This is a genomic window from Mediterraneibacter faecis (assembly GCF_055383675.1).
This window is the reverse complement of sequence record NZ_AP043803.1, coordinates 1,880,424-1,898,032: the sequence shown is the minus strand read 5'-3', so window position 1 is coordinate 1,898,032 and position 17,609 is coordinate 1,880,424. Positions and strand designations below refer to the sequence as shown.

The 17,609-nt window shown below is 42.1% G+C and carries 18 protein-coding genes and 1 other RNA gene; 15 read left to right on the top strand and 4 right to left on the bottom strand.

Annotation, left to right across the window (positions count from 1 at the left end):
• The first annotated feature begins 72 nt into the window (after positions 1-72).
• The 7 genes from ACZ47Z_RS08975 to ACZ47Z_RS08945 all read left to right on the top strand — a co-directional run bounded on the left by ACZ47Z_RS08975 (position 73) and on the right by ACZ47Z_RS08945 (position 5,916).
• Positions 73-1,986, top strand: a complete 1,914-nt coding sequence (locus ACZ47Z_RS08975; RefSeq protein WP_167549893.1) for a PRD domain-containing protein — start codon at positions 73-75, stop codon at positions 1,984-1,986.
• Positions 1,987-2,274: 288 nt separating this feature from the next.
• Positions 2,275-2,604: a PTS sugar transporter subunit IIB gene (locus ACZ47Z_RS08970; protein ID WP_242987586.1), complete on the top strand. Its 330-nt coding sequence runs from the start codon at positions 2,275-2,277 to the stop codon at positions 2,602-2,604.
• A 27-nt stretch (positions 2,605-2,631) separates the two neighbouring features.
• Positions 2,632-2,892 carry an HPr family phosphocarrier protein gene (locus ACZ47Z_RS08965; protein WP_015529770.1) on the top strand — a complete coding sequence of 87 codons (261 nt, stop codon included), beginning with the start codon at positions 2,632-2,634 and terminating at the stop codon, positions 2,890-2,892.
• Between the two features lie 302 nt (positions 2,893-3,194).
• Positions 3,195-3,662 carry a molybdopterin-binding protein gene (locus ACZ47Z_RS08960; RefSeq protein WP_020435645.1) on the top strand — a complete coding sequence of 156 codons (468 nt, stop codon included), beginning with the start codon at positions 3,195-3,197 and terminating at the stop codon, positions 3,660-3,662.
• Between the two features lie 34 nt (positions 3,663-3,696).
• Positions 3,697-4,170 carry a ribonuclease HI gene (gene rnhA, locus ACZ47Z_RS08955; protein ID WP_464525476.1) on the top strand — a complete coding sequence of 158 codons (474 nt, stop codon included), beginning with the start codon at positions 3,697-3,699 and terminating at the stop codon, positions 4,168-4,170.
• Positions 4,171-4,416: 246 nt separating this feature from the next.
• An RNA gene (gene rnpB, locus ACZ47Z_RS08950) (RNase P RNA component class A) lies at positions 4,417-4,770 on the top strand.
• Between the two features lie 114 nt (positions 4,771-4,884).
• Positions 4,885-5,916: a 3-deoxy-7-phosphoheptulonate synthase gene (locus tag ACZ47Z_RS08945; protein WP_015529773.1), complete on the top strand. Its 1,032-nt coding sequence runs from the start codon at positions 4,885-4,887 to the stop codon at positions 5,914-5,916.
• A gap of 99 nt (positions 5,917-6,015) precedes the next feature.
• On the opposite strand, the gene ACZ47Z_RS08940 is transcribed toward ACZ47Z_RS08945, so the two are convergent.
• The 3 genes from ACZ47Z_RS08940 to ACZ47Z_RS08930 are packed head-to-tail and all read right to left on the bottom strand — an operon-like array spanning position 6,016 to position 7,979.
• Complete coding sequence (locus ACZ47Z_RS08940; RefSeq protein WP_015529774.1) at positions 6,016-6,456, bottom strand: aspartate carbamoyltransferase regulatory subunit; 441 nt, start codon at positions 6,454-6,456, stop codon at positions 6,016-6,018.
• A gap of 36 nt (positions 6,457-6,492) precedes the next feature.
• Positions 6,493-7,413, bottom strand: coding sequence for an aspartate carbamoyltransferase (pyrB, locus tag ACZ47Z_RS08935; protein ID WP_464525475.1), 921 nt, complete (start codon positions 7,411-7,413; stop codon positions 6,493-6,495).
• Positions 7,414-7,442: 29 nt separating this feature from the next.
• Positions 7,443-7,979, bottom strand: coding sequence for a nitroreductase family protein (locus tag ACZ47Z_RS08930; RefSeq protein ID WP_020435640.1), 537 nt, complete (start codon positions 7,977-7,979; stop codon positions 7,443-7,445).
• Positions 7,980-8,236: 257 nt separating this feature from the next.
• Here ACZ47Z_RS08930 and pheA point away from each other — a divergent pair, with 257 nt between their 5' ends.
• The 3 genes from pheA to ACZ47Z_RS08915 all read left to right on the top strand — a co-directional run bounded on the left by pheA (position 8,237) and on the right by ACZ47Z_RS08915 (position 11,646).
• A complete protein-coding gene (pheA, locus tag ACZ47Z_RS08925) occupies positions 8,237-9,379 on the top strand; it encodes a prephenate dehydratase (protein ID WP_464525474.1) in 1,143 nt (380 codons plus the stop codon).
• 83 nt (positions 9,380-9,462) lie between these two features.
• Entirely contained in the window at positions 9,463-10,755 is a 1,293-nt protein-coding gene (locus ACZ47Z_RS08920) for an ATP-binding protein (RefSeq protein WP_015529778.1), read from the top strand.
• A 6-nt stretch (positions 10,756-10,761) separates the two neighbouring features.
• Positions 10,762-11,646, top strand: coding sequence for a DUF6612 family protein (locus tag ACZ47Z_RS08915; RefSeq protein WP_464525473.1), 885 nt, complete (start codon positions 10,762-10,764; stop codon positions 11,644-11,646).
• 130 nt (positions 11,647-11,776) lie between these two features.
• On the opposite strand, the gene ACZ47Z_RS08910 is transcribed toward ACZ47Z_RS08915, so the two are convergent.
• A complete protein-coding gene (locus tag ACZ47Z_RS08910) occupies positions 11,777-13,513 on the bottom strand; it encodes an Rqc2 family fibronectin-binding protein (RefSeq protein WP_464525472.1) in 1,737 nt (578 codons plus the stop codon).
• 286 nt (positions 13,514-13,799) lie between these two features.
• Between ACZ47Z_RS08910 and ACZ47Z_RS08905 the strand changes: the two genes are divergently transcribed.
• The 5 genes from ACZ47Z_RS08905 (at position 13,800) to pgsA (ending at position 17,606) form a co-directional block, all read left to right on the top strand.
• Complete coding sequence (locus ACZ47Z_RS08905) at positions 13,800-14,678, top strand: YicC/YloC family endoribonuclease (RefSeq protein ID WP_015529780.1); 879 nt, start codon at positions 13,800-13,802, stop codon at positions 14,676-14,678.
• Positions 14,679-14,697: 19 nt separating this feature from the next.
• Positions 14,698-15,333 (top strand): guanylate kinase, encoded by a 636-nt coding sequence (gene gmk / locus ACZ47Z_RS08900; protein ID WP_015529781.1) that lies wholly within the window; start codon positions 14,698-14,700, stop codon positions 15,331-15,333.
• Position 15,334: 1 nt separating this feature from the next.
• Entirely contained in the window at positions 15,335-15,580 is a 246-nt protein-coding gene (gene rpoZ, locus ACZ47Z_RS08895) for a DNA-directed RNA polymerase subunit omega (protein ID WP_020435635.1), read from the top strand.
• A gap of 159 nt (positions 15,581-15,739) precedes the next feature.
• Positions 15,740-17,062: a 30S ribosomal protein S12 methylthiotransferase RimO gene (rimO, locus tag ACZ47Z_RS08890; protein ID WP_464525471.1), complete on the top strand. Its 1,323-nt coding sequence runs from the start codon at positions 15,740-15,742 to the stop codon at positions 17,060-17,062.
• Between the two features lies 1 nt (position 17,063).
• Positions 17,064-17,606 (top strand): CDP-diacylglycerol--glycerol-3-phosphate 3-phosphatidyltransferase, encoded by a 543-nt coding sequence (gene pgsA, locus ACZ47Z_RS08885; RefSeq protein WP_015529784.1) that lies wholly within the window; start codon positions 17,064-17,066, stop codon positions 17,604-17,606.
• Positions 17,607-17,609: the final 3 nt, after the last annotated feature.

Here is a 17,609-nt window from a genome sequence, read left to right as displayed (position 1 = left end):
AGCTTTTTTTTTACAGGGAAATATGATAAGATAAACAGTAAGTAAAATATGCAAAAGAAAGCGAGGAATTCAGTGTTGCTGAATCACCAACAGAGAAAGATTCTTGAATTATTGTGTAAAACAGAACATGTGACTGCGAGTGAACTGGCCGGTCAGCTTGGAATTGGCGTGAAGACGGTAAGAGTCAGGATCAAAGAACTGAATCCAGAGCTTGAGAAGAATGGGATCCAGATTTTATCAAAGTCCAGGTACGGATATTATTTGGATCCAAGACAGCCGGAAGGTATCGAAGGACTGCTGAATCCGAAGGAGAATGAAGATCCGGTGATTCCGTCGAACAATCAGGAGAGAGTGCATTTTCTCCTTGCATATCTTCTGAACAGAACGGAATATATCAAGTCAGAGGAGTTGTGTGATTTCCTTTACATTTCTAAAGGAACGCTGACGAATACACTCCGGCAGGTTGAGGAAACTTATCAGAAGTATGGTATTACAGTTCATAAGAAGCCGGGATATGGTATCCGTGTGGAAGGCAGCGAATTTAATCTGCGTCAGTGCATGGTAGATGTCTTTGTAAAGCAGGACAGTCTGGAAGGAATCGGAAGACGGCATCAGACGGATGAGATCGAGACACTGGGGAAGATGGTCTATCAGTGCCTGAAGAAATATGAAATCGAACTTTCTGAGATTACTTACAATGACTTTGTGGAACATATTTATGTGGCGATGCGAAGAATCCGTCAGGAGAAATATGTTGAACCGCAGGCAGCGGATATGCTTGGAAGAAAAGAGAAGCAGTTTGTGGAAGAATTGACAGAACTGGTGGGAGCGCATTATCAGATTCGTTTTTCTCAGGATGAGAAGAATTATCTGGCGCTGCAGCTTGCGGGAAAGGTTTATATCGACAGTGAATGGAATGAAGATTCGAAAGAACAGGAAAATTTTGTGATGGAAAGCGAGATCGATCGTCTTGTTACGGAGATGTTGGATATGATCTACCGGGAATTCCATGTTGATTTCAGGAATGATTTTCATCTGCGTATGAAGCTGAACCGACATATGGTTCCGTTTGTCCTTCGTATGAAATATCATATGATTCTGCGTAATCCGATGCTGGAGGAGATTCGCAAGAATTATGTACTTTCTTATACGATGGCATCCCAGGCGGCAATTGCATTAGGAGAATACTTTCAGCAGTCGATTTCAGAAGATGAGATTGCCGGATTGGCAGAGATTTTTGAGTTGGCATTGGAGCAGCAGGAGAATGAACAGAAGAAGTTTTCAATTCTGATCGTATGTGCATCTGGGAAGACGAGTTCAGAAATTCTCAGATATAAGTACAGCAAAGAATTTAAAGAGTATATTGAAAAGATTTATGTATGTAATCTTTATGAGCTGGAGAACTTTCCGTTTGAAAAAGTGGATTATGTGTTTACAACGGTACACATTTCTTCCTATGTACCGGTACCAATCTTAGAGATTGGTTCATTTCTGAAGGACAATGACATTGACAGAGTGAGAAAGCTTTTTGTAAGAGAGAGTAAGGATTTTCTACAGAAATATTTTAAGAAGGAATTATTTTTTACGGATGTGGAAGGAAAGACGAAGGAAGAGGTTCTAAAGAATCTGTGCCGGAGGGTTGAGCAGGAGAAGGGACTTCCAGAGACATTTACTGCATCTGTTTTGAAGAGAGAGGAACTTACACCAACAGATTATGGTAATCTGGTGGCACTTCCACACCCGGAGCGTGCCTTCCAGGAGCGTGCTTTTGTTGCAGTGGCAGTTCTGAAAGAACCGATATTCTGGTTCCGGCAAAAGGTGCAGGTTGTATTTTTGACAGCGATCGGAAGGGAAGAGGATGAGAATCTGCAGCAGTTCTATGAGGCAACGACAGATCTGATCCTTCGTCCGGCAGATGTGCAGAATCTGATTCGTCATCCGGATTATGACAGGTTGATCCAGTTATTGCGCAGAGCAGAAGAATAAAATGTATTTAATCTCCTTGATGAATGTGATCATATATTCAGTGATTCAAAAGTGTTGCTGTTCACACGATGTGCGACCAGCAACGCATCTCGCCATTTTAAATCGCCTTTGGCGATGAGGCGAGATGCATTCAAGTCAAAACACGCATCCTCCGTGTCAATCAGCGGAGTGATTGACACGGGAGTGAACAGTAACTCAAAAGTGACCACATTCATTGTGGTCATTTTTTGAGTGGAGCTTTTTAAAAATATATGTTAAATTAAGGTCAGTCGAGGGACAGGAAAGGAAATGACGATGAGACATCTAACATTGATCTGTATGGCAGGTATTTCAACGAGCCTCTTAGTGAATAAGATGAAACGGCTGATTCGGAATGAGAATCTTGAAATCGCAGTCACAGCGATGTCGGAACGTGCATTTCAGGGTTACACAGGTCAGACAGATGTTCTGCTGCTTGGTCCGCAGCTGGGACATCGGTTCGAAAGCCTGAAAGAACAGTATGAGTCTAAAGGCATCCGCATAGACAGGATTGATCCGGAGCATTTCGGAGCAATGGATGCGAAGGCTGTACTGGAGCAGGCATTTCCAGACCTGTCTGGACAAATAGGTGATAAATAAAATAAATTAAAGATAGGAGAATGTATCATGGCAAAATTTACTTATGTAGTACAGGACAACGAAGGAATCCACGCAAGACCGGCAGGAATGCTTGCAAAAGAAGCAAAAGCTCTTGAGGGAGTTAAGGTTACAATCGCTGGAAACGGAAAAACAGCTGACGCTACAAGACTGATGGCTATCATGGCTATGGGTATCAAAAAAGGCATGGAAGTTGAAGTGACAGTTGAAGGTGAGAACGAAGAAGCTGCAGCAGCTAAGATGGAAGAGTTCTTCAAAGCAAACCTGTAAGAGAAAGTCATACATATACTCATTTAATTTCTAGTTAAGAAAAGATGTTTTAACAGATCGATAATAAGGATTAGCCCTCCGGAAGAAAGATCTGTCAGGACATCTTTTTGTTTTTATTGATAAAACGCTCCGCTTAGGATGCGCACTGTGGCGTATAATGTAGGCGTCGCAAGCGACCGCCGCAGGCGCAAGAATGTGCCGAGGCACATTCTTTGTTCTGGTTGCACAAAAGTTTATTGTTTTGTATAATGAGAAAGTACGAGTGGAGATCATAGTAGAATTAAGAAAGGGGCAGACAGAAGATGAGAGCGGTTATTTTATCATTAGATACAGGGGCATATAAAGCAAAAGCGGATGTGGCAGCGGCAGCATCACTCAAAAGAATGCTGGAGCAGGTTGGGATTGAAGTTCGGGCAGCAAAAGCATTTCCAGAGGATAAAGAAATGCTGAAAACAGTGCTCTGTAAGCTGGCAGATGCGGGAATGGTTGAGCTGGTTCTGACAACCGGAGCAGTTGGATTCCTGGAGAAGCATTGTGCGCCGGATGCTGTGAGGGAGACAGCAGACCGTCTGCTTCCAGGTATTCCGGAAGCACTCAGGGCTTATAATCTTCGTCATACAAAGAAAGTGATTCTGGATCGTTCAGAGGCTGGAATCAGAAAGAAGACATTGATGATCAATCTGCCGGAGAGTGCCAAGATGGCAAAGGAAGATCTAGAATATATACTTCCAGAAGTGGTACAGGTGGTAGATACTTTTTCATTAAGATAAAAACAGAAGGATGGAATAACAGGAGAGATTGAAAATGCTGGTAAAAATATATACAGATGGTGCAGCGCGCGGAAACCCGGACGGACCGGGCGGATATGGAACAGTGCTTGAGTATGTCGACACGAAGGGACAGCTTCATAAGAAGGAATTGTCCCAGGGATATGAGAAGACAACGAATAACAGAATGGAGCTGATGGCTGTAATTGCAGGTCTGGAGGCTTTAAACCGTTCCTGTGAAGTAGAAGTCTATTCGGATTCACAATATGTTGTGAATGCGTTTAACCAGCACTGGGTAGACGGCTGGATCAAGAAGGGATGGAAACGCGGGAAGAATGAACCGGTGAAGAATGTAGACCTTTGGAAACGTCTGTTAGAAGCAAAGCAGAAACACAGCGTGACATTTCACTGGGTAAAGGGGCATGATGGACATCCACAGAATGAAAGATGTGATGAGCTTGCGACAACTGCAGCAGACGGAACAGATCTTATCGTAGATGAAGGGCTGTAAGAATTCGAAAACAATGATTGATTAATGTTACTGTTCACTCCCGTGTCAATCACTCCGCTGATTGACACGGAGGATGCATGTTTTGGCTTGAATGCATCTCGCCCCATCGCCAAAGGCGATTTAAAATGGCGAGATGCGTTGCTGGTCGCACATCGTGTGAACAGTAACTGATTAATAAAAATCAAGAAGAAAATCTTGAAAACAGTGGACAACAGAGGGATTTCTTAGTATAATTGAAAACTGTGTTGAGTAAGACAGACAATCGCGGCTGCAAGTGCCGAAAGGCCGCAGGTGAGGAAAGTCCGGGCTTCATAGGGCAGGATGCCGGATAACGTCCGGTGGAGGTAACTCCCAGGCCAGTGCAACAGAAATAAACCGCCTGTGCATTTTGTGCAGGTAAGGGTGGAAAGGCAGTGTAAGAGACTACCGCCTTGCTGGTAACAGGAAGGGCACATGTAAACCCCATCCGAAGCAAGACCGAATATAAGCAATGTGGCTGCCCGTCACGCTTAAGGTGGGTCGCTTGAGCGCAGCGGTAACGTGGCGCCTAGATAGATGATTGTTCAACGACATAACCCGGCTTATCGTTTTGCTCAATCAATGGAGGGAGTTTCTGTTTAGAAACTCCTTTTGTATTTCAGTTATTAATAATGCGGAAGAAGTTATTTGAGATAGATTCTTTTGCAAGAGACAGACAACGGAGGAATTAAGACCATGGGAATGAAAATTAATGCAGAATTACCATTACCTGCAAACCTGAAGGCGGAATACCCGCTTCCGAAAGAACTGGCAGAGATCAAGAAGAAACGTGATGCGGAGATTCGGGAGATTTTTGAAGGAAAATCCGATAAATTTGTTGTTATCGTGGGACCATGTTCCGCAGACAATGAAGATTCTGTGTGCGACTATGTGAATCGTCTTGCAAAAGTGAACGAGAAGGTATCAGACCGTCTGATGATCATTCCTCGTATTTATACAAACAAACCACGTACAACAGGAGAAGGATATAAGGGAATGCTTCATCAGCCGGATCCGGATCAGGCTCCAAACCTTCTTGAGGGTATCATTGCAATCCGCAGAATGCATATCCGCGCGATCAAAGAGACAGGACTGACATCCGCAGACGAGATGCTTTATCCGGAGAACAGAAGCTATCTTGACGATATCCTTTCTTATGAGGCAATCGGTGCCCGTTCGGTAGAGAACCAGCAGCACCGTCTGACAGCCAGTGGAATGGACATTCCGGTTGGTATGAAGAATCCGACCAGTGGAGACTTTTCAGTTATGATGAACTCCGTAATTGCTGCTCAGAACTCCCATAACTTCATTTACAGAGGAATGGATGTTACAACAGAAGGAAATGATCTTGCACATGTAATTCTTCGTGGTGGTGTTGACAAATATGGAACCTGTATTCCGAACTACCATTATGAGGATCTTGTCCGTCTGGTAGATGTTTATGCGAAGAAAGACCTGAAAAACCCGGCAGCGATCATTGATGCGAACCATTCCAACTCCAATAAGCAGTTCAAAGAACAAATTCGTATTGTCAGCGAAATTCTTCACAGCAGAAGATATAATGATGATGTGAAGAAGATGGTCAAGGGAGTTATGATCGAAAGTTATATCGAAGAAGGAAATCAGAAGATCTGCGATCATATGACTTACGGAAAATCTATTACAGATCCATGTCTGGGATGGGAAGATACAGAGAAGCTGATTTATAAAATTGCAGAAGAGTGTTAAATTTATAAGAGCCAGGACAGATACCACACACGGTAACTGCTCTGGCTCTTATATTAGATGTGGGAGTCAATCCCACATCTGATATAGATAAACGATGGATTATCTGCGGCTATATTTCTCCTCGCAGTACTGGCATCTGTATACCTGATTCTCTTCATCAGTCAGTACAAATACATGATCAAGTCCCTGCTCGATTGATGTGATACATCTTGGGTTCTTGCAGCGGATCACATTTTTGATCTTCTTAGGAAGAGTCAGAGGTTTCTTGGAGATGATCTCTCCGTTTTCAATAATATTTACAGTAATGTTGTGATCGATGAATCCGAGAATATCAAGATCCATGAAATCGATCGGGCATTCAATCTTCATGATATCTTTTTTTCCCATTTTATTACTTTTTGCATTTTTGATGATGGCAACACAGCAGTCTAATTTATCCAGGTGAAGGTATTTATAAATCTCCATGCTTTTGCCGGCTTCAATATGGTCAAGAACGAATCCTTCAGAGATGCGTCCTACAGTTAATGTATTTTCTAACATTTTGTTACCCCTTTCGTACTATGAAATATGATTATATTAGTCAACGTGAATATCCAAAAGTGTAAGGATCAGAGCCATACGTACATATACTCCGTACTGAACCTGACGGAAATAAGCAGCACGTGGATCGTCATCAACGTCAACAGAGATTTCATTTACACGCGGAAGCGGATGAAGAATATACATATCTTCCGGAGCGAGTTTCATTTTCTCTTTGTCGAGAATGTAGAAGTCTTTCATACGTACATAGTCCTCTTCGTTGAAGAAACGTTCTTTCTGAACACGTGTCATGTACAGAATATCAAGTTTTGGCATTGCTTCTTCCAGACGTACAACTTCTTCGTAAGGAATGTTCATCTTGTCAAGTACATCATGACGGATGTATTCCGGAAGTCTTAATTCTTCTGGAGAGATCAGTACAAAACGGATGCCTGTGTATCTCACGAGTGCTGTGATCAGTGAGTGAACAGTACGACCGAATTTTAAGTCTCCGCACAGACCGATTGTCATGTTGTCAAGTCTGCCTTTTACGTTAAGGATTGTGAGAAGGTCTGTCAGTGTCTGTGTCGGGTGCTGATGTCCACCGTCTCCTGCGTTGATCACCGGAATTTTGGAATGCTGGCAGGCAACCATCGGAGCACCTTCTTTTGGGTGTCTCATTGCACAGATATCTGCGTAGCAGGAGATTGTACGGATTGTATCAGATACACTTTCTCCTTTTGCAGCAGAACTGGAGCTTGCGGAAGAGAACCCCATAACGCTTCCTCCAAGGTTCAGCATTGCGGCTTCATGGCTTAAACGTGTACGAGTACTTGGCTCATAGAATAAAGTCGCAAGTTTCTTTCCGTCGCAGGCATGTGCGTATTTGTCAGGATGTGCCTCAATATCCTGCGCAAGTTTCAACAGTTCGTCCAGTTCTTCCACTGAGAAGTCCAGTGGGCTCATTAAATGTCTCATAAGTAACCTCCTTGTGTGATTGAATCACATTATTTATATTCTAGTAGATCAGTAACGGCTTTTCTCTTAGGTGCTTGTGGATCATCATCCGGCCAGCCGACTGCAATCAGAGCTGCCAGTTCCCTCTCTGGCGGAATCTCTAAAAGTTCTGTAATTTTTTCTTCATCAAAGATGCCCATGATCACAGTACCAAGTCCCTGTTCTTTTGCAGCAAGACAGAAAGACTGGCAAGCAACACCAACGTCAAACATTTGCCATCTGTCTCCCTTTTTTGTGCTGTAGGATCCGTCACGTTCAAAACCGGATCTGCCTTTGATAAAAGTAACAGCAACCAGCATAGGAATTTGACGGATAATATTAGAATTGTAAACAGGGGTATAATCATCAGCGATCTTTTTGAGAATAGAGGGGTCTTCAATTGCGATATAACGAGTGATCTGTGTGTTTTTCCAAGATGGAGAATAGGAAGCAATAGAAATAATAGAATCAATAATAGAATGATCAATATGATCAGGTTTATATTTCCTTATGCTTCTGCGCATCTTGATACAATCAGAAACGTTCATTTGTATACCTCCCAATGTTTTATTCGAGACGCTTGAATCAGATAAAAACCGATTGTTCTCGTATTCCATACCATGATATACTAAAACGAGAAGATTTTCAACAGGAAAATAAACTTTTTTCAAAGGATAGATTTTGTGGAAAAAATGTATTATACTTGGTACTGTTCATGCAGTGTTTTTACTATAATTAATTGTGTTACAAATCAGTATAAAAGAGATGCAGTATGGATGGAGTTTTTTAGTAAGGAGAAGTTAGGATGGCAACACTTGAAGAACTGAGAGTAGAGCTCGACAAGATAGATAACCAGATGGTGGAACTTTATCAGAAGAGAATGAATGTCTGCCGTGAAGTTGGAGATTATAAGGTGAAAGCCGGACGTAAAGTGTATGACCGGCAGCGGGAGCAGGAGAAACTTGCAGATGTGGCATCAAAGGTTGACAATGATTTTGATAAGAACGGAGTTCGTGAATTATATACGCAGCTGATGTCTATGAGCAGAAAACTGCAGTATCAGAAGCTGGTAGAAGCAGGCGCACTTGGAAGGCTTCCTTTTATTCAGATTGATTCTCTTGAGAAGGATACTGCCAGAGTTGTGTTCCAGGGAACAGAAGGTGCTTACGGAGAAGCAGCAATGCATCAGTTCTTTGGAGAAGATGTGAATTGCTTTCATGTAAGAACATTCCGTGATGCGATGACTGCGATTGAAGAAGGTGCTGCGGATTATGCGGTTCTTCCGATTGAAAATTCATCTGCAGGTCCGGTGAACGAGATGTATGATCTTCTGGATGAATTTGAGAATTATATTGTTGCTGAGACGATCCTTCCGGTAGTGCATACTTTGTCAGGACTTCCGGGAACAACACTTACAGATATCAAACGTGTTTATTCGAAAGCAGAAGCCCTTATGCAAACGACAGGGCTTTTGAATGACCATGCAGACTGGCAGCAGATCAGTGTAGTGAATACGGCAATCGCTGCGCAGAAAGTAGTAAAAGATGGAGATAAGGCACAGGCAGCTGTATGTAGTGCCTATGCGGCGAAGATTCATGGGTTGGAAGTTCTCGCAGATAATATAAATGACGAGCCGGATAACTGTACACGCTTTATCGTGGTGACAAATCAGAAGGTTTATCTGAAGCATGCGTCAAAGATCAGTATTGAATTCGAACTTCCGCATCAGAGTGGGGCTCAGAGTGGGTCTCTTTATGATCTTCTGTCACATTTTGTATACAATAATATAAATATGACAAAGATTGAATCAAGACCTGTGAAAGGAAAACAGTGGGAGTATCGTTTCTTTGTAGATTTTGATGGAAGTCTGGAGGACGCAGCAGTGAAGAATGCATTGCGTGGACTGAGAGAAGAAGCAACGAATTTGAGAATTCTTGGAAATTACTAGATTTAGAATAGATAGAAAAACAGAATACAGAGCAGGTGGAGCGAAAACTCCAGAGGAATTTACTGGAAAAGAGGTTATTTAGAATGCGTACAAACGAACTGATGCTGTATAAAAATATGGAATATGGAGAGATTCTAAAGGATATCACATTCCTGATTGATAATTATGAGAGTGAATTTTATAACAAAGAAGATTTAAGAGGACTCCTTTTTGATTGTATCAATGAACTTTTGGAATTATCAGTAAGCCACGGTTTTGAAGGGAATCTGTGGCATACTTATCTGACATTTCTTCTTGCAAGTGATGAGAATGCATACAGCACTTCCTGTGAGATCGTAGGAGAGATTGAAGGTAGTCTGAATGAGATTGCACTTCATGATTTTGCTATTTTTAAGGAAATGTTTGACTATGATTTCGAGGAACTGGAAAAGAGTTTGGACGCTGACTGCCTGAAGATCATCATGGATTATAAGAGCGGTAACAGTGGCGGTAAAGTGTTCAACCGTCGTGTCAGGGACAGAATCTGTGATCTCAGCCGTGCCCTTGCCGCGACGCAGAACGTAGATCATTTCAAGCGTACACTGACGCAGTTTTATAAGGAATTTGGAGTTGGTAAACTTGGACTTCACAAGGCATTTCGTGTGGAGCATCCGGAGAATTCTGATGTGGAGATCATACCGATTACAAACATTGCACATGTACATCTCGATGATCTTGTAGGTTATGAAGATGCAAAGAAAAAGCTGGTTGATAACACGAAAGCATTTGTAGAAGGAAAGAAAGCAAATAACTGTCTGATGTTCGGAGATGCCGGAACAGGAAAATCTTCCTCGATCAAGGCTATTTTAAATCAGTATTATGACCAGGGACTTCGTATGATCGAGGTGTATAAACACCAGTTCCAGGATCTGAATGATGTAATCGCTCAGATTAAGAATAGAAATTATAAATTCATTATTTATATGGACGATCTTTCTTTTGAAGAATTTGAAATTGAATACAAATATTTGAAGGCAGTAATCGAAGGTGGTCTGGAGAAGAAACCGAAGAATGTGTTGATCTATGCGACATCAAACCGCCGTCATCTGATCCGTGAGACATTCCGTGATAAGCAGGACAGAGATGAAGATATGCATACAAATGATACAGTACAGGAGAAGCTGTCATTGGTTGCAAGATTTGGCGTTACGATTTATTTCGGTTCACCGGATAAGAAGGCATTTCAGGAGATCGTGCGTGTACTTGCGAAAAAGAATGGAATCAATATGCCGGAAGAGCAGCTGCTTCTTGAGGCGAATGCATGGGAACTGTCTCATGGCGGTTTGTCTGGAAGAACAGCACAGCAGTTTATTGATTATCTGGCAGGACGGGAGTAATGCATTGTGTGGAAGGCTTTTAGAGTCAAACAGAGCTTGGAAAATGGAATAACAGAAGAGAAAAACAAGAGTGGATTTCGCAAAAAGCTGATATCTGTACAGTTACTGATCGTACTTGTTGCGGTTATGCTGTTTTGTTCTGGATGTGCCGGGAAGATGAATGCAAAGAAGATTTTTCGTCAGTCTTCGGAAAATATGCAGAAAGTAACTTCTTCAGCAAACCATGTGGAGCTGGCAATTCAGATGTCTGATATTTTAAATCTGATGGAAGTAAACATGGAGATGGACCTGGAGAACACGACAGAGCCTCCGGCTGGTCATGCGAAAGGAACTGCCAGGGTGACGATTAAAGATTCTGAGGTATCTGCAGATCTGGAACTTTATCAGGTGGAGGAAGACGGAAAACAAGTGACATATAGTGGCACGAATGGATCCTGGAAGAAAGAGAGTGCAGAAGGAAGCAGCGAGAATCACCTTGGTATTGACGGAAATATTTTCGCACAGGAGGGGAAAGCGCTTGAGTCTTTCCACCTGTCCGAGCAGGAGACAACAGTAAATGGCAAGGCATGTTATCAGTTGTATGGCGATGTAACAGGAACGGAGCTTATGGGTCTTCTTGGCAAAGAGATGGTAGAAGCATATCATCTGGTGAATCTCCCGGAGGAGGATGCAATCCGTAATTTGAAAATTCCTGTTATTTTTGACATTTACAAAGAAGAACTGCTTCCGGCGAAGATCGTTGTAGACATGAGTGATGTAATGGGAGATTTATATAAGTCTTACGGAGAGACTACGAAAGTAAATCTTTACTCGATCGTGCTTCAGTTTACGGACTATAACAAGGTGGATGAGATCCATGTTCCGGATGAAATAAAGAATTCTGCGAAATAAAAGAAACGTTGCCAGAAATCCCATGGGCTGATGGTATATAAAAAGAAGGAAGCTTCAGACCGGGCACATGCCGCTGAAGTCTTCCTTCTTTTTGTTATTACCACCTATTTCATATTATACAGGTTTCATATTACTCAAGTTCTTCTATATTGCTGATATCGCTGTCAATCACCATGGAGTAATTTGTATAATAGACGACAAATCCAGGTTTCCCACCATTTGGTTTTTTGACCTGTTTTTTCTCCACGTAGTCAATCTCAACTTTATCGGAACCACGCATGCTGGAATAATAAGCTGCAAGTCTGGCTGCTTCTTCGAATGTACGGTCCGGAAGTTCATCCCCATGTGTTTTGACAATGACATGGGATCCCGGAGCTTGTTTTGCATGGAACCACCAGTCATTTCCGACTGCAAAGTGGAATGTCAGTTCTTCATTCTGAAGATTGTTCTTTCCGACATACATATGATAACCGTCACTGGAAATGTAATGGAGTGGTTTGTTTTTGATCTTGACTTTTTTCTTTGTATATTTTCTGCGGATATAGCCGGAGTTTGTGAGCTCTTCTTTGATTTCAGCAAGATCATCTTCTGTCAGTGCAATATCAAGTGCCGTCTGAATGGATTCCAGATAAGTGATCTCGTCCAATGTCTCTTTGCAAAGAACAGAAAGTGCTTCAAAAGTACGTTTTTGCTTGTTATATTTTGCAAAATAACGCTGGGAATTCTCCTGCGGTGTCTTTAATGGATCCATCGGAATGGATACCATTTCATTGGTGTAATAGTTTAGGCATTCAAGAGTCTTTGCGCCTTCCTCCAGATTGTATCCATAAGTGTTGATCAATTCGCCGTACACTTTATATTTTTCACGATTTTCTGTGTCTTTCAACTGACGCAGCTGCAAGTCATATTTTTTCCGGTTTCGTTCTAATGCAGTCTGAACTACGTGACGCAGATCAACCGATTTCTGTCGGATGCGGGTAATGAGACTGCGTGTCGAATAATAAGTTTCAAGTACTTCGGAAACAGAATCATATTCTACCCTTGTATAGTTGACAAAATGACTCAGTGGAAGAGCAGAGAATTCTTTTGGCTCTTTTCCATCGAAATAAATACCGGGTGAAAAGGTATCTTCTTTGATCGCGGATAAATAAATCTCAAACTGTGTATATAGATGAAGTAAAATATCAGCAGAATACTCCTGGGCCGGGACAGAAGAATCCATTCCTGCAAGGGAGCAGATCTCCTCCGCGGTTACAGGACTGATTCCGGTAAAACTTGTGTAAATTGCTTTGGCAAGTGGCATTGGTTTACCTGTCAGATGCGCTGCGAATTCTTCAGAAGTTACCGTGAGCGGATCTACTTTCTGCATGGTGTCCGGAATGAAATACTCTCTTCCCGGAAGAACTTCCCGGACAGAACTCATCTGTGCAGATACATGTTTGATACTGTCAATGATCTTACCCTGATCGTTACAGAAAATAATATTGCTGTGTTTTCCCATGATCTCGACGATCAGATCTTTCCGGCAGAGGTCACCAAGTTCATCGAGATGTTCAATTGTAAAATGAATAATACGCTCAAGTCCCGGCTGCCAGATATCAACAATGCGGCCGCCGCTGATATGTTTACGAAGAAGCATACAGAAGTTTGGGGCAGTCATCGGACTTGGCTTATTCTTCGAGGTCAGATAGACCAGCGGAAGAGAAGCATCCGCCGAAATCGACAGACGATACTGACCTTCCGTTGCTTTGACTGTCAGAAGAAGCTCATCCGCTTCCGGTTGTGCAATCTTTGAAATTCTTCCGTTTAATAATTTATGTTTTAATTCGCTGGCGAGACTCGCCACAACGATTCCATCAAAAGCCATATTGTTTCCTCCTGAATAAAAGGTTTGTTACTGTTCACACGATGTGCGACCAGCAACGCATCTCGCCATTTTAAATCGCCTTTGGCGATGGGGCGAGATGCATTCAAGTCAAAACACGCATCCTCCGTGTCAATCAGCGGAGTGATTGACACGGGAGTGAACAGTAACGTTTATTTTCATGTTTTTTTATTGTAACATAAATCGAATCTTTATAAAAGACTTGTTGACCATTTACAAACATTTGATGTATAATAGATTAGATTATAGTAAACAGAGGATGAAGACAATGATCAAAAGTATGACAGGCTTTGGCAGATGTGAGATTCAGCAGGATTCCAAGAAGTTTACCGTTGAGTTAAAGAGTGTAAACCACCGTTATCTTGATGTGAACATCAGAATGCCGAAGAAACTTAATTTTTTTGAAACATCCATCCGGACACTTCTGAAGTCTTATGCGAACCGCGGGAAAGTTGATATCTTTATTACATATGAAGATCTGTCACAGGCGCAGAGCTCTGTGAAATATAATCCATTGATCGCGGCGGAATATATGAAGTATTTTAAGCAGATGGAAGAAGAATTCGGGCTGGAAAATGACATCAGCGTATCTGCACTTGCAAGATTTCCGGAAGTTCTTACGATGGAAGAGCAAGTGGAAGATGAAGAGGAGCTTTGGAATGGACTGAAGAAAGCACTGGAAGGGGCTTTTACACAGTTTGTTGAGACGAGAATAACAGAGGGCGAGAACCTGAAGAAAGATATTCTTGCGAAGCTTACATTTCTGGAGCAGGAAGTCTCTGCGGTAGAAGAACGTTCTCCACAGATTGTGGCAGAATACCGACAGAAGCTGGAAGAGAAAGTGGCTGAGTTGCTGGCAGATACACAGATGGAAGAAAACCGCCTGGCAGCAGAAGTGATTCTGTATGCAGATAAGATCTGTACAGATGAGGAAGTTGTGCGGTTGAAGAGCCATATTCAGCATATGAGAGCAACATTGGAGGAGAAAGAAGGAATCGGGCGTAAGCTGGATTTCATTGCGCAGGAGATGAATCGCGAAGCAAATACGATTTTGTCTAAAGCGAATGATATCGAGGTTTCCAATCATGCGATCAGTCTGAAGACAGAGATTGAGAAGATCAGAGAGCAGATACAGAATATAGAATAGAGTAAAAGAGGGCAGGATCATGAATAAGAAAGGTATTTTAATTGTCGTATCCGGATTCTCAGGAGCCGGAAAAGGTACATTGATGAAAGAATTAATGAGAAAATATCCGGAGAATTATGCTTTATCCATCTCTGCGACAACAAGAGGTCCACGTGACGGGGAAGTAGATGGCAGAGAATATTTCTTCCTTTCCAGGGAGAAATTTGAAAAAATGATTGCCAATAATGAATTGATAGAGTATGCTAAATATGTGGAAAACTATTATGGCACACCGCGTGCATATGTTGAGAAGATGTTGGATGAAGGGAAAGATGTGATTCTTGAGATTGAGATTCAGGGAGCACTGAAAGTGAAAGAAAAGTTCCCGGATACGCTTCTGATGTTTGTGACACCGCCGAATGCCAGAGAATTGAAGTCCCGTCTGGTAGGAAGAGGGACAGAGACGATGGAGGTTATTGAGTCCAGAATGAACCGTGCCTGTGAAGAGGCAGAGGGAATGAGTGCTTATGACTATCTTGTCGTGAATGATGAACTGGATGATTGTGTTGAAGAGATGCATTCTATTATCCAGGGAGAACACCACAGAAGTTCACGCAATGTGAATTTTATGAATGACATAAAAGAAGAATTGGAAGAGTTGAAAGGAGAAAATTAATATGCTGCATCCATCTTATACTGACTTGATGAAAGTAGTTAACAAAGACGTTGAAGAGGGAGATTCTAAGGTTGTAAACAGCCGTTATTCTATCGTAATGGCTACATCTAAGCGTGCAAGACAGCTGATCGCCGGAGAACTTCCGCTTGTACCTGTGAAAGACGGACAGAAGCCGCTTTCCATTGCAATCGAAGAACTGAATGAAGGTGAGCTTAAGATCTTACCTGAGGACACTGACGAAGAGTAGAATCAGAACAGTAACGGAGCAGATGCAGAAAAGTGCAATCTGCTCTTTTGACGTTGTTGTTGAACGTTTTGTACATGCATGGAATGTATGAAATGATGCACAGAAGGTGAGATTTATTTATATTTTTTAGAGAGGATGACCAGGAGGTTTTACTAATATATGAAGATACTTTTTATATCCTTAGGATGTGATAAAAATCTGGTGGATACAGAAGTAATGCTTGGAATGCTTGCTTCAAGAGGTTACGAGATGACGAATGATGAACAGGAGGCTGATATTATTGTGATCAACACCTGTTGTTTTATCCATGATGCGAAAGAGGAAAGCATCCAGAATATTCTTGAGATGGCAGAATATAAGAAGAATGGCAGTGCAAAGGCATTGATCGTTACAGGATGTATGGCAGAGCGTTATCGTCAGGAGATTCTTGATGAGATTCCGGAGGTAGATGAAGTTCTTGGAACAACTGCATATGATCGCATTCTGGATGCGGTAGATGCGGCACTTGCCGGACAGCATGAAGTTATGACAGCTGACCTTGATGCTCTTCCATTACCGGAGACGAAGCGTCTTGTAACAACAGGAGGACATTTTGCATATCTGAAGATCGCAGAAGGATGTGACAAACATTGTACGTACTGCATCATTCCGAAAATCCGTGGAAACTTTAGAAGTGTACCGATGGAACGCCTTCTGAAAGAAGCACAGGATCTGGCAGAGCAGGGCGTAAAAGAATTGATTCTTGTTGCTCAGGAGACAACGCTTTATGGAAAAGATCTTTATGGAGAGAAATCTCTTCCAAAGCTGCTCCGTGAACTTTGCAAGATCAGTGGAATCCGTTGGATCCGTATTTTATATTGTTATCCGGAGGAAATCACAGATGAACTGATCCAGGTAATGAAAGAAGAACCGAAAATCTGTCATTATCTTGATCTCCCAATCCAGCATGCGAATGATACCATCTTGAAGAGAATGGGACGCAGAACTTCAAAACAGGAGCTGATCGACATTGTGCAGAAGCTTCGTAAGGAAATTCCGGATATCTGTCTTAGAACAACACTGATCACAGGATTTCCGGGAGAGACGCAGGAGCAGCATGAAGAGGTGATGGAATTCATTGACACACTTGAGTTTGATCGTCTTGGAGCATTTACGTATTCTCCGGAGGAAGATACACCGGCAGCCACATTCGAAGATCAGATTGATGAAGAAGTGAAAGAGAATCGTCAGGCAGATATCATGGAACTTCAGCAGGAAATTGCATTCGATAAAGCGGAAGACATGATTGGAAGAGAAGTTCTTGTCATGATCGAAGGTAAAGTCGCAGATGAGAATGCCTACGTTGGAAGAACTTATCGTGATGCACCGAATGTAGACGGCCTGATCTTTATCAATACTGACGTAGAATTGATTTCCGGAGATTTTGCAAAGGTTAAAGTGACCGGAGCATTAGATTATGATTTGATAGGAGAGTTGATGTAGTATGAATTTACCAAATAAATTAACAGTATTACGTGTGATTATGGTTCCGTTTTTTGTTTTCTTTATGTTGACAGATGTAGGCGGAGCTGCGAATAAATGGATCGCACTTGTACTTTTTATTGTTGCAAGTCTGACAGATATGCTGGATGGTAAGATTGCAAGAAAATACAATCTTGTAACAAATTTTGGAAAGTTTATGGATCCGCTGGCAGATAAACTTCTTGTCTGCTCAGCAATGATCTGTCTGATTCCTTCAGGAAAACTTCCGACAGCAGTTGTTATTGTTATTATTGCAAGAGAGTTTATTATCAGTGGTTTCCGTCTGGTAGCATCTGATAATGGCGTTGTTATCGCAGCAAATTACTGGGGAAAATTCAAGACAGTATCCCAGATGGCAATGATCATTGTTCTGATTGCTGATTTTGGCGGTGTATTCGACATGGTTGGAACAGTACTGATCTGGATTGCCACAGCACTTACTGTGATTTCTCTGGTAGACTATGTGTGGGCAAACAGAGAGGTTCTTACAAAGGGAGGCATGTAAGAG